This window comes from Amorphoplanes digitatis, assembly GCF_014205335.1.
Taxonomy (GTDB): Bacteria; Actinomycetota; Actinomycetes; order Mycobacteriales; family Micromonosporaceae; genus Actinoplanes; species Actinoplanes digitatus.
Genome location: NZ_JACHNH010000001.1, coordinates 4,371,814 through 4,391,033, shown reverse-complemented (window position 1 = coordinate 4,391,033; position 19,220 = coordinate 4,371,814). Strand labels below are relative to the sequence as shown.

The 19,220-nt window shown below is 72.6% G+C and carries 16 protein-coding genes; 5 read left to right on the top strand and 11 right to left on the bottom strand.

The features are described 5' to 3' along the window. Positions 1 to 5: 5 nt before the first annotated feature. Positions 6 to 593 (bottom strand): helix-turn-helix transcriptional regulator, encoded by a 588-nt coding sequence (locus BJ971_RS19165; protein WP_184994626.1) that lies wholly within the window; start codon positions 591 to 593, stop codon positions 6 to 8. Positions 594 to 660: 67 nt separating this feature from the next. On the opposite strand from BJ971_RS19165, the gene BJ971_RS19160 reads away from it, so the two are divergent. Continuing rightward, a complete protein-coding gene (locus tag BJ971_RS19160; protein ID WP_239087238.1) occupies positions 661 to 2,028 on the top strand; it encodes an MFS transporter in 1,368 nt (455 codons plus the stop codon). Here BJ971_RS19160 and BJ971_RS19155 read toward each other — a convergent pair. Next, positions 2,018 to 3,817: an alkyl/aryl-sulfatase gene (locus tag BJ971_RS19155; RefSeq protein ID WP_184994624.1), complete on the bottom strand. Its 1,800-nt coding sequence runs from the start codon at positions 3,815 to 3,817 to the stop codon at positions 2,018 to 2,020. The two genes, BJ971_RS19160 and BJ971_RS19155, sit on opposite strands and share 11 nt — an antisense overlap. A 110-nt stretch (positions 3,818 to 3,927) precedes the next feature. Here BJ971_RS19155 and BJ971_RS19150 point away from each other — a divergent pair, with 110 nt between their 5' ends. After that, positions 3,928 to 5,601 (top strand): SulP family inorganic anion transporter, encoded by a 1,674-nt coding sequence (locus BJ971_RS19150; RefSeq protein WP_203709160.1) that lies wholly within the window; start codon positions 3,928 to 3,930, stop codon positions 5,599 to 5,601. On the opposite strand, the gene BJ971_RS19145 is transcribed toward BJ971_RS19150, so the two are convergent. The 8 genes from BJ971_RS19145 to BJ971_RS19110 all read right to left on the bottom strand — a co-directional run bounded on the left by BJ971_RS19145 (position 5,598) and on the right by BJ971_RS19110 (position 13,206). Next, positions 5,598 to 6,536 carry a hypothetical protein gene (locus BJ971_RS19145; RefSeq protein ID WP_184994622.1) on the bottom strand — a complete coding sequence of 313 codons (939 nt, stop codon included), beginning with the start codon at positions 6,534 to 6,536 and terminating at the stop codon, positions 5,598 to 5,600. The genes BJ971_RS19150 and BJ971_RS19145 overlap by 4 nt on opposite strands. Positions 6,537 to 6,559: 23 nt before the next feature. Further along, positions 6,560 to 7,333, bottom strand: coding sequence for a maleylpyruvate isomerase family mycothiol-dependent enzyme (locus tag BJ971_RS19140; RefSeq protein ID WP_184994620.1), 774 nt, complete (start codon positions 7,331 to 7,333; stop codon positions 6,560 to 6,562). A 40-nt stretch (positions 7,334 to 7,373) separates the two neighbouring features. After that, complete coding sequence (locus BJ971_RS19135; protein WP_203709159.1) at positions 7,374 to 8,612, bottom strand: ABC transporter permease; 1,239 nt, start codon at positions 8,610 to 8,612, stop codon at positions 7,374 to 7,376. Beyond that, positions 8,609 to 9,307, bottom strand: coding sequence for an ABC transporter ATP-binding protein (locus BJ971_RS19130; RefSeq protein WP_184994619.1), 699 nt, complete (start codon positions 9,305 to 9,307; stop codon positions 8,609 to 8,611). The genes BJ971_RS19135 and BJ971_RS19130 overlap by 4 nt, the downstream gene beginning before the upstream one ends. Continuing rightward, positions 9,304 to 10,782: a peptidoglycan-binding protein gene (locus tag BJ971_RS19125; protein ID WP_184994617.1), complete on the bottom strand. Its 1,479-nt coding sequence runs from the start codon at positions 10,780 to 10,782 to the stop codon at positions 9,304 to 9,306. The genes BJ971_RS19130 and BJ971_RS19125 overlap by 4 nt, the downstream gene beginning before the upstream one ends. A gap of 6 nt (positions 10,783 to 10,788) precedes the next feature. Further along, complete coding sequence (locus tag BJ971_RS19120; protein ID WP_184994616.1) at positions 10,789 to 11,763, bottom strand: hypothetical protein; 975 nt, start codon at positions 11,761 to 11,763, stop codon at positions 10,789 to 10,791. 83 nt (positions 11,764 to 11,846) lie between these two features. Continuing rightward, entirely contained in the window at positions 11,847 to 12,311 is a 465-nt protein-coding gene (locus tag BJ971_RS19115; protein WP_184994614.1) for a hypothetical protein, read from the bottom strand. A 187-nt stretch (positions 12,312 to 12,498) separates the two neighbouring features. Next, entirely contained in the window at positions 12,499 to 13,206 is a 708-nt protein-coding gene (locus tag BJ971_RS19110; RefSeq protein ID WP_184994613.1) for a helix-turn-helix domain-containing protein, read from the bottom strand. Between the two features lie 224 nt (positions 13,207 to 13,430). Between BJ971_RS19110 and BJ971_RS19105 the strand changes: the two genes are divergently transcribed. The 3 genes from BJ971_RS19105 to BJ971_RS19095 all read left to right on the top strand — a co-directional run bounded on the left by BJ971_RS19105 (position 13,431) and on the right by BJ971_RS19095 (position 18,031). Further along, on the top strand, positions 13,431 to 14,102 hold the full coding sequence (locus tag BJ971_RS19105) for a DUF4097 family beta strand repeat-containing protein (protein ID WP_184994612.1): 672 nt from the start codon (positions 13,431 to 13,433) through the stop codon (positions 14,100 to 14,102). 32 nt (positions 14,103 to 14,134) lie between these two features. Beyond that, a complete protein-coding gene (locus BJ971_RS19100; protein ID WP_184994611.1) occupies positions 14,135 to 14,941 on the top strand; it encodes an alpha/beta fold hydrolase in 807 nt (268 codons plus the stop codon). 102 nt (positions 14,942 to 15,043) lie between these two features. Continuing rightward, positions 15,044 to 18,031, top strand: coding sequence for a TIM-barrel domain-containing protein (locus tag BJ971_RS19095; protein WP_184994609.1), 2,988 nt, complete (start codon positions 15,044 to 15,046; stop codon positions 18,029 to 18,031). Here BJ971_RS19095 and BJ971_RS19090 read toward each other — a convergent pair. Beyond that, a complete protein-coding gene (locus BJ971_RS19090) occupies positions 18,018 to 19,193 on the bottom strand; it encodes an erythromycin esterase family protein (RefSeq protein ID WP_184994608.1) in 1,176 nt (391 codons plus the stop codon). The genes BJ971_RS19095 and BJ971_RS19090 overlap by 14 nt on opposite strands. Positions 19,194 to 19,220 lie beyond the last annotated feature (27 nt).

Below are 19,220 nucleotides of genomic sequence, written 5' to 3'. Positions count from 1 at the left end.
GGCTGTCACTGATCTCCGGGACGGGGGCGGTCGCCGTGCGGGCCGTACAGGTGCAGGATCTCGGCGGGCCGGTCGGCGGCCGGGCCGAACCAGTGTGGCTCGGCCGTGTCGAAGTCGGCGGTGTCGCCGGGACCCAGCAGCAGCTCGCGGTCGCCGAGCAGCAGGCGCACCTCGCCGGAGAGGACGTAGAACCAGGCGTGTCCGGGGTGGGTCACCCGCTCCGGCGGGCCGGTGCCGGTGCCGGTGCCGAGGATCTGCTTGAAGGCCTGTAGGCGGCCGGGGTACGCGGTCAGCGGCACCACCACGCTGGGATTGCCGGTCCGGGGCTCGGTGCGGTGCGGGGTCAGGTGCGCGCGGGAGTCGCCGGTGGGCGGGGCGCCGATCAGGTGGTCCAGGGCCATGCGGTGTGCCCGGGCCAGCGGGATCAGCAGGTCCAGCGTGGGGCGGCGTTTGCCGGACTCCAGGCGGGAGAGCGTGCTGACCGACAGGCCGGTGGCGGTGGCCAGATCGTCGAGGGTGAGACCGCGGTCCCGGCGGATGCGGCGCAGGCGGGGGCCGATGCCGGCGAGCAGCTCCGCGAGGGAGGGGTCCATGGTGCCATTTTGCGGTCTTCGCAAGTTTGCTGGTGCGGGCGGGGTGGCCGCGGCGAGCATTCCGGACGTGAGCGAGAAGAAGCGTCGACGGCTGGTACTGGCGATCTGCTGCACCAGCATCTTCCTGGTGGGGCTGGACACGACGGCGGTCAACGTGGCGCTGCCGTCGATCGGGCAAGAGCTGCGGCTCGGCGTACGGGAACTGGAATGGGTCGTCGACGCGTACACGCTGGTGCTGGCCGGCTTGTTGATCACCTCGGGTGCGCTGGCCGACCGGGTCGGCCGGCGGCGGGTGTTCCGGATCGGGCTGGTGTTGTTCGCGGCGGGGTCGGTCGGCTGCGCGGTGGCGCCGGGCCTGGAGGTGCTGGTCGCGGCGCGGGCGTTGCAGGGTGTCGGCGGGTCGATGCTCAGCCCGGTGGCGCTGGCCATCGTGGTGGGCGTGATCACCGATCCCCGGGAGCGCGCGCAGGCCATCGGGGTCTGGGCGGCGGTGTTCGGGCTCAGCATGGCGGCCGGGCCGGTGCTCGGCGGTGCGCTGATCGCGGGGTCGGGGTGGCGGGCGGTGTTCTGGATCAACCTGCCGATCATCGCGATCGTCCTGGTGCTGAGCGCGGTGTACGTGCCGGAGTCGCGCTCGCCGCGGCCACGGCGGCTGGACCTGCCCGGCCAGGTGCTGCTGAGCATCCTGGTGGCGACGACGGTCGCGGTCCTCATCGAGGCGCCGCGGGAGGGCTGGGGGTACGTCGTGATCGCCGTCGCCGCGCTCGCCTTCGTACGGGTCGAGGCGTGCCGGGACGAGCCGTTGATGGAGTTGGGCCTGTTCCGGCGGCTGCCGTTCGCCGCGGCGGTGTGCGGCGCGGTGGTGATCTTCGTGGCGTTCAGCGTCACGCTGCTGCTCGGCACGCTCTACCTGCAACAGGTGCGGGGGCTGAGCCCGATCGCGGCCGGCGCGTTCACCCTGCCGATGGCGGTCGCGGCCACCGTCTGCGCGCCGCTGTCCGGGTACCTGGTGGGCCGGGTGGGTCCGCGCCTGCCGCTGCGGCTGGCCGGGGTCTGCACCGCGATCGCCGGCGCTCTGCTGGTCGGGCTCGACGACCGGACCGCGCCGGCGGTGCTGCTGACCGCGTACCTGTTCGCGGGGATGGGTGTCGGTTTCGCGAACGCGCCGATCACCAACACCGCGGTCGGCGGGCTGCCGCCGGCGCGGTCCGGGGTGGCCGGCGGGATCGCGTCGACCGCGCGGCAGATCGGCACGGCGCTCGGCGTCGCCCTGGCCGGCGGCCTGGTCGCGGGGTCCGGCGCGGGCGGCCTCGCCGCGGCGACCCGTCCGGGGTGGATGCTGGTCGCGGCCTGCGGGGCGGTCCTGCTGCTGGTCGCGCAGGCCTCACCGGTGAACAGGGTCGAGAGCCGGCGGCACGCCGCTACTACGGGGTGACGATCGCGAAGCCGGGGTCGGGCTGGTCGGTGAGGCTCGCGATCATGGCGAAGACCTTCGGGTCGCCGTCGAACCGGATGCCGTCGGTGCCCGCGCCGCCGAGCAGGCTCAGCAGCTGCGGCCTGCTGAGGGTGACGACGAGGTCGGCGTCCTTGGTCCGGCCGGTCGGGTGGTGGGTGAGCACGCCGTTGGACAGCTCCATCCGGTACGTGTCGCCGGTGTCGCTGAAGTGCCAGCGGATCGATGCGGAGGTGTCCCAGGCGCGTTTGCCGTCGATGCGGATGGCGAGGCTGTCGAAGAGCTGGGTGACGGTGAGGGCGGCCGCCATTCCCGCCGCGCTGACGTCGGCGAGCGCGAGGCGGCCACCCAGTTCCTGCGCGGCGGTGAGGTAGTTGTTGCGCCAGGTGCCGCACTCCGACCCGTGGCCGAGGCGGGTGAACACCTCGGCGAGCAGCGCCTTGGCGCCCGCGTGCTCCGGGTCGGCGAACACGGCGTGGCCGGCGAGTTCGGCGGCGAACCGGAGGTCCCCGGAATCGGCGAACTCGCGGGCCCGGGCCACGGTGGCGTCGACGCCGCCGATGACCTGGACGTAGCGGGCGGCGGCGGCCTCGGGCGGGTGCTGCCACAGGTGCGCGGGGTTGCCGTCGTACCAGCCGAGGTAGCGCTGGTAGATCGCCTTGACGTTGTGGCTGACCGAGCCGTAGTAGCCGTGGGTGTGCCACGCCGCGTCCAGCGCGGGCGGCATCTCGATCATCTCGGCGATCTCGCTGCCGATGTGGCCCTGGTTCATCAGCCGCAGCGTCTGGTCGTGCAGGAACGCGTACAGGTCACGCTGTTCCCGCAGGAGCGCGACGATGTCGTCCCGGCCCCAGGTCGGCCAGTGATGGGAGGCGAACGCCACGTCGGTGTCGTCGTCGAACAACTCGATGGCCTCGTTGATGTAGCGGGACCAGCCGCGCGCGTCGCGCACCTCGGCGCCGCGCAGGGTGAGCACGTTGTGCAGGTTGTGGGTGACGTTCTCGGACAGGCACAGGGCGCGCCGCTGCGGGAAGTGGAAGTTCATCTCCGACGGCGCCTCGGTACCCGGCGTCATCTGGAAGACGATCCGCACGCCGTCGAGCGTCTCCTCCTGGCCGGTGTGCGTGATGTCCAGGGTGGGCGCGAGCAGGCCGACCGTGCCCGTCGACGTGCCGGGGCCGAGCCCGACGCCGAGCGTGCCGGTCGCGCTCACCGGCAGCGCCATGCCGGTGTGGTACATGCCGCGGCGCAGCATCGCCGTGCCGGCGTAGACGTTCTCCGACACGGCGTGCTGGAGGAATCCGGCCGGCGCCACGATCGGCACGCCGGTGCCGGCGTCGACGACGCCGAGGACGCCGCCGAAGTGATCGATGTGCGAGTGCGTGTAGATCACCGCCCGCACCGGCCGGTCGCCGCGGTGCTCGCGGTAGAGCGCCAGCCCGGCCGCCGACACCTCCGCGGACACCAGCGGGTCGATCACGATCACGCCGGTGTCGCCCTCGACGATCGTCATGTTCGACAGGTCGATGCCGCGTAGCTGGTAGATGCCCCCGGTCACCTCGAACAGGCCCTGGATCGCGGTGAGCCGGCTCTGCCGCCACAGGCTCGGATGTACCGTGTCCGGGCAGTCGCCGGTGGTCGCCGCGGTGTAGAGGTCGGCGTCGTAGACCACCCGGCCGTCCGCGGCCTTGATGACCCCCGGCTCCAGGCGCGCGACCAGGCCCCGGTTCGCGTTGTCGAAATCGGTGCGGTCGCTGAAATCCGCAGGCACATCCGCTCCCTTGCCGTAGCGATCATATCCGCTGAGATCGTCACAAACAGACCAGCCGGGCCGCTTCACCCTGCGAGGATGACCTGCGGTATTTCTAAGGACCGACTCGAATGGAGCATGACCAGCTGATGCGCCGGCCGACCGGTTCGGATGTCTCCGCGGGCCTGGTGACCGGCCTGTTCAGCATCCCCGAGGGCATGGCGTACGCGGCGATCGCCGGGTTCAGCCCGGTCGCGGGGCTGTTCTCCGGGGTGGTGCCCGCGATCGTTGGGTCGCTGACCGCGCGCACGGTCCTCATGGTCACGACGTTGACCAGCGCGATCGCGCTGACCTCGCAGAGCGTGCTGTCCTCGGCGGGCCTGGACCCGGCGGACGCCGGCAACGTCGCGCTGCTGGCCGTCATGACCGGCCTCGTCATGGCGCTGATGGGTGCGCTGCGGCTCGGCGCGGTGATGAGCTTCGTGTCCAACGCGGTGATGACGGGCTTCTCCACCGGCATCGCCCTCCAGATCATCACCGGCGTGCTGGAGGACTCCACCGGTTACCAGCCGCAGGGACACAACAAGCTGGTGCGGCTCGGCGACTGGCTGCTGCACCTCGGATCGTGGCAGCTCACCACGACGCTGGTCGCGGCGGCCACCGTCGTCGTCTGGGCGCTGGCGCACGCGGTGCGCCGGCTGGAGACGGTGGCGCTGCTGGTCGCCATGGTCGCGGTGACCCTCGCGGTCGGGCTGCTCGGCACCGACGTCGAGCTGGTGAAGGGGATCGCGGAGATCCCCGCGTCGCTGCCGCACCTCACGGTGCCCGACTGGCCGGCGTTCCCGGCGCTGCTCGGCGGCGCGGTCTCGGTGGCGCTGGTGGCGCTGGCACAGGCCGCCGGCATCGCGCCGACCGTCCCGAACCCGGACGGCTCCCGCGGCGACATGAACCGTGACTTCCTCGCGCAGGGCGCGGCCAACATCGCGGGCGGGCTGTTCCAGTCGCTGCCGGCCGGCGGCTCCCTTTCCCGTACGGGGGTAGCGGTCTCCGCCGGGTCGCGTACCCGATGGGCGGGGGTCTTCTCCGGGTTGTGGCTCGCCGTCATCGTGCTGGCCTGCGCGCCGCTGGCCGAACGGATCCCGATGCCGGTCATCGGCGGGCTGATCCTCGTCGTCGGCGGCGAGCTGATCTGGGGGCGGCGCCACGACGTCGCGCTCGTCTGGCGCACCTCGAAGCTGTCGGCCGCGGCGATGGTGGTGACGTTCCTCGGCACCACCCAGCTGCCCCTGCAACAGGCCGTCATCCTGTCGGCGGTGCTCTCGCTGCTGCTCTACTGCGCGCAGGCGGCCCGCCAGGCCCGGCTGGTCGCACTGGTACGCGACGAGGAGCGGCAGTGGACGCCGGCGCCGGTTCCGGAGCGGCTGGCATCGGGGACGGTCACGGTGCTGCGCTACGAGGGCGTCAGCCTTTTCGCCGAGCTCCCCCGCATCGACGAACACTGGCCCGCGGTCGGCGACGCGCACCGGCCGGTGCTGGTCCTGTCGCTGCGCGGCCTGCCCGACGTGCCGTCCTCCGGCATGATCAAACTTCTCCGCCGCCGCGCCGCCGAGCTGGGTGACGCCGGCGGGCGGCTGATGCTCGCCGGCGTCGACCCGCACCTGCTGAGGATCCTGCGCGACACCGGCCTCGCGGACACCCTCGGCGACGACGGCATCGTCGCGGCCGACGGCCCGATCATGGCGCCGCTGGAACGGGCCGTGGCGCGGGCGGGCCGGTGGCTCGCCGATCGCGACGACCGCGGTTAGGGCCGGCCGTCCCACCAGCCGAGCACCCGGAGCGCGCGTAGCGTGTTCCAGCGGCTCGGCTCCCCCACGCCGCCGTCCAGGGCGAAGTGGACCCGTCCGGGATGGACGCGGTCGAGCGGCCAGCGGCCGTCCGGCCGCCGCCTCGCGCGCACCACCTCGACCGCCTCGGCCATCCGGTGATCGGGCGCGGAGCCCGAACGCCGGAAGTAGTCCAGCGCGCGCAGCACGTCGTAATGCCAGTAGTACGGGAAGGCCGCGTCCAGGTACGCCGGGTTCGCGACCCCGCCGGTGCTCCTGCGGCGGAACAGGCCGCGCTCGAGCAGGTACTCCTCGCCGGCGCGGCGGGCCTGGCGCACCGCGGTGGACCCGCCGGTGACGCGCTCGAACTCGAGCAGCCCGTCGAGCACGTTGATGGTGGTGTCGAACGAGGAGCGCACGGAACCGTTCTCGGCCTCGCAGTTCCATCCGCCGTCCGCGAGCCGCTCGCCGAGCAGCCGCGCCACGAGCGGCGCGACGTCCACGCCGAAGTAGGCACCCGTCTCGACCGTCCTGCCGTTGATGCACGGCTCGACCTCGCCGTCGAAGTACCGCTGCCCGTCGTGCTCCCACCGCACGTGCTCCGCGACGGCCGCGACCGCCCGGCGGGCGGGCTCGCACGCCGGATCGAGCCCGAGCAGCTGGAGGGTTTGCAGGGTGTGCATCGTCGCCGTCCAGGGCTGCCCCGGCTCGTCGCGGGTGTAGTCCGCCGGGAAGCAGGCGCCGCCGTCCCACGACCCGTCGGCGTCCTGGAGGGCGAGGAGCCGGGCGCCCCAGCCCTCGTCCGCCACCCGCGCCCGTTCGGCGGCGACCTCGCCGGGCTCGGCGTCGGTGAGATCGCCGAGCACCTGCCAGCGGATCGCCGGGTCGCCGTCGAGCAGCCAATCGACAACGCTCATCGCGGCAGCGTAGCGCTCATCGCCTACGCGTCGGGGTCCCAGGCGACGACCAGGTCGAAGGGGCGCCGGTCGCCCTCCATCTTCAGGGACTCCACCGGTACCCGGCCGTAGAAGAGCAGGACCAGCTCGCTCGCCGTGCCCTCCACGGAGACGTCGGCGGCGGACGTGGCGGTGGCGAGCCGGGTGCAGCGCACTCCGTCGGCAGCGAGCTCGACACGCCAGGTGTGGCCCTCGGTGGCGTGGTAGTCGATGGTGGCGGGCTCATACGGCCAGTGGTAGTCCCCGGCGCAGCAGGTCAGCAGGAAGTCCTCGACGCCGTCGAGCGCGACCTCGTCCGGCAGCGGCAGCGGCGCGCCCAGCGCGACCTGGACGTCGTAGGTGTGCACCGCCAACTCCTGCACCTGGTGCCGGGCGACGGCGCCGGCGGTCTGCGGCGACACCGACCGGTCCCACCACGTCCAGCAGCCGCGGTCCGGTCCGGCCTCCCGCAGCGCGTCCGCCAGCTCCCGGACCGAGGCGTCCAGCCAGGCCAGCAGGGCCTCACGCTCCCGCGGCGCGGCCTCCGCGCCCCGCGCGGCCGACTCCGCCGAGGGCGCGTCCGCCGGGCCGGCCGCGACGATGGCGGCCCACTTGCGGCGCCCCCGGCCCAGGTGCTGCGCCAGGTCGAACAGCGTCCACTCGGGGCAGGTCGGCACCGGCACGTCGAGGTCGGGCGCGGAGGCGACCGCGGCGCGCATGGCGGCCGATCGTTCGTCGAGCAGGCTCAGCAGGTCGGTGAAGTCCAAGGTCTTTTGCACCCCGGGTGTCTATCACGGTGCGCCGTGACCGGACACCGGTTTAGCGGCGCAGGGCCTCGACCGGCTCCACCCAGGCCGCGCGCAGCGCCGGGTACACCCCGGCGACCAGCCCGACCAGGGCGCCGACCAGGGGCGCGGCCACCACCGCCCACGGTTGCAGGATCGCGGTCCACTGGTGCAGCAGCGCGCTGAGCACGACGACGGCGACGCCGAGGCTGGTGCCGAGCAGGCCGCCAAGGGTGCCGATCGCGGTGGACTCGGTGAGGAACTGGAGCGCGATGTGGCGCGGCCGCGCGCCCAGCGCCCGGCGCAGGCCGATCTCGGCGGTCCGTTCGAGCACGGCGACAAGGGTCGTGTTGGCGATCCCGACGGCGCCGACGGTCAGCGTGATCGCGGCGAGCACCAGGAACAGCGAGTTGAGGTCGCCGGTGACGTTGCCGCGCAGCGTCGTCGGGTCGGCCGGCGCGGTCACCTTGAACAGGTGCGGTGCGTCCGGGCGCAGCGCGAGCGCCACCTGGTCGGCGATCAGGTGCGCCGCGCCGAGCCTCGTCTCGACGATCATTCCCGCGCGGGGTGAGGTCGGCGGGCCGTAGTCGTGCAGCGCGGTGGTGGTCGGAATGATGATCGACAGCAGCAGGTCGGGATTGCGCCGCACGTCGGCGATGATGCCGATCACCGTGTACGGGCTGCCGTTGATGAAGACGGCGGGGTGCCGGTCGAGCTGGACGATGCCGATCCGCTGCGCCGCCGCGCTGCCCAGGACGGCGACCCGCTCGCCCCGGCCCTCGTGGAAGCGGTCGTAGGTCCGCCCGGCGCGCATCGACGGGTGCGCCGCGGTCAGCGCCTCCGGCGACGCGGCGACGAAGGTCAGTGCGTTGGCGATGTCGGTGTCGGCGGCGGCCGGGCTCGCGCCGATGGTGGGGTTGCGCAGCGGGACGGGCCACCACACGCCGGCGTGCACCACGCCGTTGAGCCGTTCGACCCGGCGCGCGGCGTCGTCGGGGAAGGAGACCCGGCTGTCGGCCGCGGCGTCCGAGCCGACGTCGTCGACGCGTATCTCGGTCGCCGACAGGACGCTGAACCGCTTGTCGATCTGGCCGCCGGCGGTCGCGGTGAGGCCAAGGATGGCCACGAACCCGCCCACCCCGAGCACCGTGCCGAGCATGGTGAGCACCGAGCGGGCGGGGCGCTGGAGCACACCGACCATGGCCTCGCCGAGCAGGTCCCGCGGGTCCAGCCGGGAGGGCTCGACCCGGCGGGTGCGGCGGCGCAGTCTCACCGGAGTGCCCCGTCGACCGGCTCCGCCGTCACGTCGAGGTGACCGTCGCGGATGGTGATCCGCCGCTGGGCGCGGACCGCGGCGTCCAGGTCGTGGGTGATGACCACGATCGTCAGTCCGTCCTCGTGCAGCCGGTCGAGCAGGTTGAGCACGCTGTCGGCCGTACCGGAGTCCAGGTTTCCGGTCGGCTCGTCGCAGAGCAGGATGCTCGGCCGGTTCACCAGCGCGCGGGCGATCGCCACGCGCTGACGTTCGCCGCCGGACATCGTGGTGGGCACCGCGTTCCGCTTGTGCGCCAGCCCGACCCGGGACAGCGCCTCGGCGGCCGTCGCCCGGCGCGACGCCCGCGCCGCACCGTTGTAGAGCTGGGCCAGCATGACGTTCTCGGTGGCGGTCCGGTACGGCAGCAGGTGGAACGCCTGGAACACGAAGCCGATCCGGCGCCCGCGCAGCGCCGTCCGCTCGGCCTCGCCGAGGCTCGCCGTGTCGATGCCGTCGAGCTCGTACGTGCCCTGGGTCGGGCGGTCGAGCAGCCCGACCACGTTCAGGAAGGTCGACTTTCCCGAGCCGGACGGCCCGACGACCGCGACGTGCTCGCCGGCCTCGATGTCCAGGTCGCACGGCCGCAGGGCCGGCACGGCCGGCGGGCCGGGGTAGGTGAGCCCGACACCGCGGAACCGGATCACCGGGCTCACTGGCCCACCACCACCTGGTCGCCCTCCTCGAGCGTCGCGGCCGTGGACGTCGGCGTGACCTCGACGAAGCCGTCCCCCGACACCCCGGCACGGACGTCGACCCGGACGACCTCGGAGCTTGGCAGCATCTTCGAGACGGTCGTCCGCCCGTCGGCGCCGGACGAGACCGCCGACAGCGGCACGATCAGCACCGGACCGCCGGTCTGCGCCGAGCTGAAGGTCAGCCGTACGTCCTGATTGGCCCACCCCGCCGGCAGCCGCCCGCTCGGCGTCACCACCACCGGGACGTAGGGCGGGCCCTGCGCGGTCGCCGCGGCCGGGTCCGCGCCCCCGGCGGTGTCCTGCGCGGTGCCGGTCTCCTGCACGTCCGAGGTGACGGCGCCGACGCTCGTCACCTTGCCCTTGTGGCTGCCGACGGACTCGGCGACGATCTCGACCGGCATGCCCGGCTTGAGCAGCTTGGCCTGGTCGGGGTGCGGTTTCGCCTGCACCGTCAGGGCACCCGCCGACAGGGTGAGCAGGGGGTTCGGCGCCTGGGCGCCGAGCTTTCCGTAGAGCTGGGCGATCCGGGCGGGGAAGGCGGGCAGGAACACCACCTCGGCGGACGGGACCATCGGCCCGCTGTGCGCCACCAGGTCGGCCAGGGCGGCCTTGGCGGTCTTCAGCGCCTTCTTCAGGTACGCAAGCTGGACGTTCAGCGGCTCCTCGCCGGGCGCGGGCGCGGCGCCGCCGGCCGCGGCGATCCGGCGTCTCATGTCGTCGACGGCGCGCTGGGCCGCGTCGACGCCCGACTGCGCCGCCTGCGCGGCGGCCCGGTCCGCGGCGCCGCCGGGCCCGCCGGTGTCCGGCACGTCATAGCCGGTCCTGGCGTAGAACCGCCGCACCGCGGACTTGGTCGCGGCGCCGAAGTGCCCGTCGTCGTCGCCGTCGTGGTACAGACCCAGCCGCCCGAGGGCCCGCTGGAGCTGCGCGACGTCCTTGCCGTCGTCGCCGGGCTTGAGGTCGCGGTAGGTGGACAGCACGCCCGGCAGCGCCACGACCGGGCGGCCGGAGACCTCGATCACCACGTCCCCGGCGCGCACCTGCCGGCCCGCGGCAAGGGGTACCCGGGTGACCACCGGCCGGGTGCCCTCCGGCGTCGGCGGCGACACCGTGACCTGGGCCGCCGCCACCACCGTTCCGCGGGTCACCACGGTGCTCACCAGGACCCGGCGTTCGACGGTCTCGGTGAGCACGGTCGGCGCGGGCGCCTCGGTGTCGGCGGCGGCCTGGAGCGGCGACTTGATCAAGGTGGAGGCGGCCAGGCCGCCGATCGAGACGACCAGGCAGACGGCCATCACGATGATCGCCACGCGCTGGCGGCGCAGCAGCCGGGAGCCGCGGTCGTCGGCGGCGGCCGCGGGCCGCTCCCCGGCGCCGGCGATCGGTTCCAGCTCGGCCGTCACCGGTTCGTCGACGGCGACCGGTTCATCCACGGCGGCTCATCTCGGTACGGGCACGCCGAGCGCACCGGCCGCGGCCTTCACGACCTGCTCGATCTCCGCCTTGAGCCGGTTGAGCTGCTCGATGTTCCGCTGGATCGCCGCGTTCTGGTAGGCGCGCTCCACCCCGTAGAAGACGCCGACGAGGTTTGTCTTCCGCTTGCAGGTGACGTCCGCGACCGCGGTCTTGATCTCCACCGTCGACGGCGCGGGTGTGTCGATCTTCGCGCTGGCGGCGGCGTCGAACGGGGTCTTGAACGCGTAGCCCTGCTGCTTCATGCACGCCGACCAGGTGCCGACGACGGCGGTGACCCGGTCGTCGGTCTCCGCCTGCGCGAAGCCGGTCGTCATGATCCGGTCGGCCAGGGTGGTGGCACCGCCGAAGAGCCGGCCGCCGCCGAGCTTGGCCGCCGCCTCGCCGGAGCAGCCGCCGGCCGGGATGGCCGCGCCCGCGTAGGTTCCCGCCGGTGCGGGGGCGCCGGGGCGCGGCTGGCCGTTCGGGTCGCCGGTGAGCACGAGGATCGCGGACCGCGACAGCGCGCCGCCGTTGCCGGCCGGCTTGGCGCCCGTCTCGATGCCGTCGCCGGGCGCCACGTGGTAGCCGTAGCGCTCGGCGATCGCGGGATCGGTCACCCCGTAGCGCCGGGACATCAGCGAGGGCTGGGACGGCCGGCCCGGTGGCAGCGCGTCGTCGAAGCCGAACCGGTGCATGCAGGCGTTGACCAGCGACACCGTGGCGTTCTCGACGACCGTGCGCTGGGCGAGCGTCGGCTGGTAGGCCTGGATCGGGAGGGTGAGGTCGGGCACGTTCGAGACCGAGGGGGTCGGTGCGGCCTTCGGCGGGGCGACCAGCGCCGGGTCGTTGCGGTCGCCCGCGGTGGATTCCTGGTCCGGGGAGGAGCACGCCGCGAGCAGCACGGCCACGAACAGGGCCGCGGCAGCGCCGGCGAGTCTGGTACCGCTGTTGACGTTCAAGGATCATCTCCACGCCGTGCGGCGGACCGCCCCGGCGCGGTGAGCCCGCACCGGAGCGATCCGACCTGGGTTGTCGGTCGGGATCAGCAGGACCAGTTCTGCGACCTGTTGTTGTTGTTCACGACGCCCAGGGTGTTGCTGTACCAACCTGCCTGCCCGGTGCGGGTCAGGGTGAGGTGGCTGCCGGTGTAGCTCGCGTGATACCAGATGGTGGCGGCGCAGGTGGTGTCATTGTTCGAGGCCGAACCCGCGTCATTCCACAGCCGGTCCCCCAAACCGTCGTAGGGGTGGTCGGCGTACTGATTGGTCTTGTTGAAATACGTTCCCGGGCTGGCCAGGTCCGGCACGTTGCCGTTCTGGCAGTTCACGGCGCCATCCTGGTAGGAGTGGTACCAGTAGTAGATCGGCCCGCCCGAGCGGAAGCCGCAGTTGGCGTCGTCCCAGGCCAGAGCCGGTTGCGCACCGAACAGCAGCCCGGCGGCCCCGGTCGCCGCGGTCAGCGAGGCTGCCGCGAGCACGGTGGAGATCTTGCGACGCTTACTCAACATTTCTTCCCCGTTCATTGAAGTGTTGACATTCGTCGCTTGAATGCCGAGCCGGAACGTAGCATGTGGACACTGCGCTCTGCTGCCCCGTTTGATCGCCCACCAAAATGATCATTCGGCCTACCACGCGATCACCACCACTACCGGCGTGAGTGGCATTCCGAAAGGTGGGACGACCGGCAATTCCTGATCATGATTGGAATGGCGCTTCGGGCGTCGTGTGGAGCAGGTCGCGAACCTGCTCGGCGGCGCGCATCATGCTCTCGCTGATGAAGTCGCTGAAGCGGGCGATGTTCTCCAGCCGGGCGGACGCCGCCGGGCCGAGGAGTCCGACGCCCTGCCGCGCGGTCGCGGCGACCTGTGCGATGCCGCGGGCACTGGCGACCGTCGACTGGTACCAGACGTCGTCGTTGACGAAGTAGCGCTCGCGGCGGCGCTCGTCACGTTCCCGGCGGATCAGGCCCTGATCGTCGAGGAACGCGATCGCCTTGGAGACCGACGCCGGGCTGACCTGGAGGCGCTGGACGAGTTCGGACGGGGTAAGGCTGCCCGCGTCGGTGGTGAACAGGCAGGTCAGCACGCGGGACGCCATCTTGGGCAGGCCCTGCTGCATCATCAGGGTGGTGAACGCCTCCTCGTACTCGCGCACGGCCTCGGCCCGCGCCGGCGCACCCGGCCGCGGGACCGGGGTGTGGTTGCGCCGGCGGGCGCGGCGTTCGGTGGCGCGGTGCGCCAGGTCGGAGCGGTAGGCGGTGGGGCCGCCGTTGCGCATCACCTCGCGCGTGACGGTCGAGGTCGGACGGTCGAGGCGCCGGGCGATCTCGGCGTAGGCGAGGCCGTCCGCCAGCCCGAGCGCGATCTGCTGACGTTCCTGCTGAGTGAGCCTGCCTCCCGGCACCGCGATCTCCCTTCCGCTGCCCTTGTTGCCGCGAGCGTAGCGTTCGTCCACAGTTCATTGCAACATCGGTCCCTCGCGTCATTGCGTTAGATCCAGGCCCGTTGCAACGAAATCGCGACATCTACCTGCAATAACGCGACCTCGATGCAATGAATATGTTGCTCGATGTCCGAACGCAACGTAGCGTTTCTGGCATCGGAAACAACGAGCACGAGGAGAGAACGATGCAGAAGTTCGACACCCCCGCCGCGGTCACCGCCGTCCTGGATCTTCCCGCCGGGCGCATCCAGGTCATCGCGGCCGACCGGGCCGACGCCACCGTCGAGGTCCGTCCCGCCGACGCCGCCACCGGCCGCGACGTGCGGGCCGCCGAGCAGACCGCTGTCGAGTTCGGCGACGGCGTCCTGCGGATCAAGGCGCCGGCGGCGCAGAGCGGGATCCTCGGCGGCGGCGGATCCATCGAGGTGACCGTCCAGCTGCCCGCCGGCTCCCGCATCGAGGCGAAGGCGGCCGCCGCGGAATTCCGCGGCGTCGGCCGGCTCGGCGACGTCTCGGTCGAGGGCGCGTACGGCACGGTCAAGATCGACGAGGCCGCGAGCGTGCGCCTGAGCGCACACGCCGGTGACGTCACGGTCGGCCGCCTCGCCGGACCGGCGGAGATCAGCACCCAGAAGGGCGACATCCACGTCGTCGAGGCCACCTCCGGCACCGTCACGCTGCGCACCCAGCACGGCAACGTGACGGTCGGCGCCGCGACCGGGGTCTCCGCGGTCATGGACGCCGGCACCGGCTACGGCCGGGTCCACAACACCCTGAGCAACACCGACGGCGCCGCGGCCGCCCTGAACATCCACGCCACCACCCAGTACGGCGACATCACCGCCCGCAGCCTCTGACCAGCGATACCGACAACGAACAGGTGGAACAGATGACCAAGAACCGCACCTCCTCGACCGCATCGACCTGGACCGGCATGGTGCCGGTCGGCGACAGCGCCCTGGCCGTCACCGACACCGGCGGCAACGGCGTGCCCGTGGTCTACCTCAACGGCCACTTCGCCACCCAGGGCTACTGGCGCCGGGTACTTGCCGAGCTGGGCACGGGCTGGCGGCACATCACCTACGACGAGCGGGCCCGCGGCCGCAAGTCGCTGCGCTCGGCGGACTACTCCTTCGAGGTCGCCGTCCGCGACGTCGACGCCGTCCTCGCGGCCCGGGGCGTCGACCGGGCGGTGCTCGTCGGCTGGTCCTACGGCGCGTTCGTCGCGGCGCACTGGGCCGGCCGCAATCCGGACCGTGCCATCGGCGCGGTCCTGGTCGACGGGGCGTTCCCGTACGACTGGCTCGACGAGGCCACGGAGCAGCGGATCCGCAAGATGTTCCGGCGGATGGGCTGGTTCATGCCGCTGCTGCGCCCGACCGGCCTGGTGCCGCGGATGACCACCGAGCAGATGGCGAACAGCAACATCGAGCTCGGTGTGGTCTCCCGCGAGCGTGAACTCGGCCCGGTGCTGGACGGCCTCACCGTCCCGACCCGGTACGTGGTCGCGTCGGGAACGTCGCTCGGCAGCAAGGGCGACGAGCAGGAGCGGATCCGCGCCAGCCTCGGCGCGGTGACCGCCCGCAACCCGCACATCAGGGTGAGCGCGAAGGTCACCAGCAACCACGGCGCGATCCTGCGCAAGGACTTCGGCGCCGTCGCCGATGCCGTACGCGAGGTCGGCGCCGAGGGTTGAGCGGACGCGGCCGGGCACCCGCAAGGGTGCCCGGCCGCGCGATTCTGTTCGCTCTCGTTGTTTTGCGTTGACAGTTTTATCGATGAGGGTCAATCTATCGTCATGTCGTCGCAGAAGCCTTCACGACGTGACTTCCTCAAGGCCGCCGGCTTGGCCGTCGGCGCGCACGCGGTTCCCGTCGGCGCGGCGCCGCCGATGGCGCTCGCCGACGAGACGCTGACCGGCTACGGCAGCCACGTCGCCGACGCCCGCGGCATCACGGTCACCAGCACGACCGGGCAACAGATCAGGATCACCGCGTACGGCGGGCACATCCTCCGCGTCCGCGCCGTCCGCGGCGGCGAGGCCTTCTTCGCCGACAGCCGCTACGAGATGGTCGACCCGGCCTCCCACGCCGGGCTGGGCGGCACCCTTCAGGTGGTCGACGGCGGCGACGCGTTCACCATCACCACCGGGCCGGCCGACGGCATCCGGGCGGTGCTGCGCAAGAACCCGCTCCGCCTCGAGCTCTACGGCCGCGACGACGGCGCCGTGCTGGCCAGGGAGGACGCCACGCACAGCATGAGCTGGGGCGCGGCGACGGTCCGGCAGACGTTCGCGCCCGCCGCGCCCGGCGAGCACTTCTTCAAGGCCGGCCACGGCCTGTACGGGCGCGCGCCGAAGGTCGACCGGACCGGCGACGTCGTCTCGCACAACTACGGCCTGCTGACCCAGCACAGCGAGCAGGCCCCGGCGATCGTGCCGATGTTCCTCTCGTCGCAGGGCTACGCGATCTTCTTCAACACCACGTTCGACACCACGTTCAACTTCGGCAACGGCGGGACCTACGAGTTCCTCGCCGACGCCCACGACGCGTCCGGCGCCCGCCCGCAGCTGGACTATTTCGTCATCAAGGGACCGGAGTTCGCGAAGCTGCTCGACCGCTACACCCAGCTCACCGGCCGGCCACGCCTGCCGCGGCTTGGCGTGTTCGGCCTCCAGCTGTCGGACAAGAACTTCCCCACCGTCAGCGATCAGAACTGGTGGACCTCGCGGATCACCGCGCTGCGCGACGCGGGATTCCCGCTCGACGTCCAGGTGCACGACAACCGCTGGCGGGCCGGCTCCGGCGGCTGGAGCGGGTCGTGGTTCGAGTTCAGCCCGGTGCGCTGGCCCGACCCGGCCGCGTTCAAACGCTGGGCCGACGAGCACGGCGTGCTCACCACGCTGGACTACAACCGCAACAACTCCAACGAGATGGCCGGCTGGGTCGCCGGCCCTCCCCCGGGCTACAGCTTCCGCCCGGCGGACCTGACCGGCGTCGCCGACAGCGACGCGGTGCCGGACTGGAGCAACCCGGCGACCCGCGCCTGGGTCTGGAACGTGTTCTGGACCAAGGCGCTCGATCCCGCGCTCGGCTTTCCGGGCGACGCGTTGTGGATCGACGAGCCCGACGAGCTGGGCCCCATCCCGTATGACGCGCTCGCCGCCGACGGCCGGCGCTGGGCGGAGCTGCGCAACGCCTACTTCCTCTACTGCCAGAAGGCGGCCGGCCAGGAGGGCTGGGACGCGCACATCGGCCGGGCCCGGCGGCCCTGGATCTTCACCCGGGGCGCGACGGCGGGCCAGCAGCGCTACGGCCACCTGTGGACCGGCGACATCGACTCGACGTATCCGGAGATGCAGCAGCAGATCCGGGGCATGCTCAACGCCGGGCTGGGCGGGTTCCCGTTCGCCAACATCGACGCCGGCGGCTTCCTCGGCGGGATCGTCTCTGACGGCCTCTACCGCAACTGGGTGGCCGCCTGGGCGAGCCTGTCGCCGATCTGGCGGCCGCATTCCAACGGCAACACCGCGACGCAGGGCCCGTCCGCGTCCCGCTGGCCGATCGACCAGGGCACCGCGAACAGGACCGAATTCCTCCGGTACGCCAAGCTGCGTTATTCGCTGATGCCCTACATCTACACGATCGCGCACACCGCGTACGCGACCGGCGTGCCGATGGCCCGGGCCATGGTGATCGACCATCAGCGCAACCCGATGGCGTACACCCACGACCTCCAGTACATGTGGGGGCCGTCGATCGTCGTGATGCCGGTGACCACCGACGCCGCCGGCGCGGTGCAGCGTGTCTGGCTGCCGGCCGGCGACACCTGGTACAACTTCTGGTCCGACGCGCAGACCATCGGCTCGGACACCGCCGAGAAGAGCTACGTCACCAGCACCGGCGAGATCATCATGTACGTCAAGGCCGGCAGCCTCCTGCCCCGCTACAAGTACGCGCAGAGCACGGCGTTCCTGGACAAGAGCCAGCTGGAGCTGGAGGTGTACACCGGCCGCGACGGCTCGTTCACCCTGTACGAGGACGACGGGGTGAGCGAGGAGTTCCGTGGCGGCGCCGCCGCCACGACCGAGCTCGGCTACGCGCACGCCGCGCTGCGGGTGACGGTCGGCCATCCGGCCGGCACCTACAGCGGCGCGCCGGCCGCGCGGCGCTACGTCGTGCGCCTGCACGGCCTGACGGCGCCGGTCGGCATGCGGGTCAACGGCGGCGCGGGACTGCCGGCGTTCACCGGCGAGTCGGCGGCCGTCCTCAACGGCGCCGGGCAGGTCTGGAACCCGGCCCGGAAGATCCTCACGGTCGTGACGCCGATGATCGGCGTCGGCGCGGGCGGCGGCGTCGCGGCGGTCGTCGAACCCAGCGGCGGCGCCTTCCCGGCCCCGTCGCCCCGGGTCGTGTACGAGGCCGAGGACGCCGCCCGCAGCGGGGCGGCCATCGCCTCGCAGCACCGCGGCTACACCGGCGGCGGCTACCTCGACTACGCCGGCGCCTCCGGCGACTACATCGAGTGGACCGTCGCGGTGCCGGCGGCCGGCACCTACCCGCTCGGCTTCCGGTACGCCAACGGCGGCACCGCCGACCGGCCGCTGCGGATCTCTGTCAACGACGCGGTCGTCGCCGCGCAGCTGTCCTTCCCGCCCACCGGCGCGTGGAGCACATGGCGTACCGCCATCCTGAACGTGCCGCTGCCGGCCGGCGCCGCGGTGCGGATCCGGGCCACCACGACCGGGGCGGGCGGCGGCAACCTGGACAGCCTCAGCGTCGGCTGACGCGCTCGCTGGGCAGGGCGTCCTTGACGAAGACGATCCCGTCGTAGTGGGACACGTGCGCCGGGTCCAGCGCCGCGTAGCCGAACCAGGTGGACTCGCGGGGCGTCGCGTCGCCGAGGCCGCCGGGGTCGACGAGGCAGGGGTCCTCCGGGAGCGCGTACAGCAGTCCCTCGATGGTGTCGGGGGGCGGGGTGTCCACGCCGTGATGGCGGATCGTGCCGAGCGCCGAGGCCAGGAAGGCGTACTCCGCGCCCAGCCGGGCGCTGACGATCGACCCGGCACACCACCACTGGAGCTGCATGCCGCCGAGCCGCATCCCGCTCTTGTCCCGTTGCAGGTGGCTGTTGTGGGCGTTGACCAGCGCCGGGCCGCGCTCGGCGAGGGCGAGCAGGTTGGCGGCGATCATCGAGTCCCGGACGCCGAGCAGCCACGTCATCCGGCCGGGTGAGGTGTCCGCCAGCCAGTAGTGGTAGCGCAGCAGGCCCGTCGCGGTGCGGCCGTACAGGCGCGCCCGGTCCCATTCGTCCGGCGTGGAGGTCGCGATCAGGTGCGGCGTCTGCGCGTCGAGCAGGGCGGCCAGGTCGTCGGCGTGCAGCCGCAGCCGTTCGGCCTCGGGCGTGCGCCCCACGGACCGGGACGGGTCCATCATCGCGGCGGGTTCGGTCCACCGGTCGTCGTCGCCGAGCAGCCGGTCGAGCGTCTGCGCGGTGCAGGGCAGCAGGTCGGCGTCGACCCGCGCGGCGAGGTAGCCGTGCAGCGCGGTGAGCACCGGCCGGGGACTCGCGGCGCCGGTGATCTCCAGCGGGCCGTCGACCCCGGCGAAGCGCAGCCGCTCCTCCCCACTGCGGCCCTCGTTGTACGCCCGCATCCAGCGCACCAGGTCACGGTTGCCCGCGAAGGCGCCCCAGCCGTGGCTGAAGCCGCGCTCCATGGCCTCGTCGAGCGTGCCCGTGCCCGCGGCGACGTAGTCGTCGACGGCCAGGCCCATCAGGCAGTCGCTCTCGAGCGCGATGGTCCGGTAGCCCTCCTGCTCGACCAGCTGCCGGAAGAGTTCGTTGCGCAGGCTCAGCAGCGTCTCCTCGCCGTGGGTCGGCTCGCCGAGGGCGAGCAGCCGCGGCCGGGAACCGAGCAGCGCCATGACGGTGGCGGCATCAACTTTCATGCCTTAAACCGTATCGTTGAACCGTCG

Bases quoted from the DNA above. Each gene is read 5' to 3' on its own strand.
- BJ971_RS19115 (WP_184994614.1), bottom strand. From the start codon at position 12,311: ATGTTGAGTAAGCGTCGCAAGATCTCCACCGTGCTCGCGGCAGCCTCG.
- BJ971_RS19150 (WP_203709160.1), top strand. From the start codon at position 3,928: ATGGAGCATGACCAGCTGATGCGCCGGCCGACCGGTTCGGATGTCTCC.
- BJ971_RS19165 (WP_184994626.1), bottom strand. From the start codon at position 593: ATGGACCCCTCCCTCGCGGAGCTGCTCGCCGGCATCGGCCCCCGCCTG.
- BJ971_RS19090 (WP_184994608.1), bottom strand. From the start codon at position 19,193: ATGAAAGTTGATGCCGCCACCGTCATGGCGCTGCTCGGTTCCCGGCCG.
- BJ971_RS19145 (WP_184994622.1), bottom strand. From the start codon at position 6,536: ATGAGCGTTGTCGATTGGCTGCTCGACGGCGACCCGGCGATCCGCTGG.
- BJ971_RS19100 (WP_184994611.1), top strand. From the start codon at position 14,135: ATGACCAAGAACCGCACCTCCTCGACCGCATCGACCTGGACCGGCATG.
- BJ971_RS19095 (WP_184994609.1), top strand. From the start codon at position 15,044: ATGTCGTCGCAGAAGCCTTCACGACGTGACTTCCTCAAGGCCGCCGGC.
- BJ971_RS19105 (WP_184994612.1), top strand. From the start codon at position 13,431: ATGCAGAAGTTCGACACCCCCGCCGCGGTCACCGCCGTCCTGGATCTT.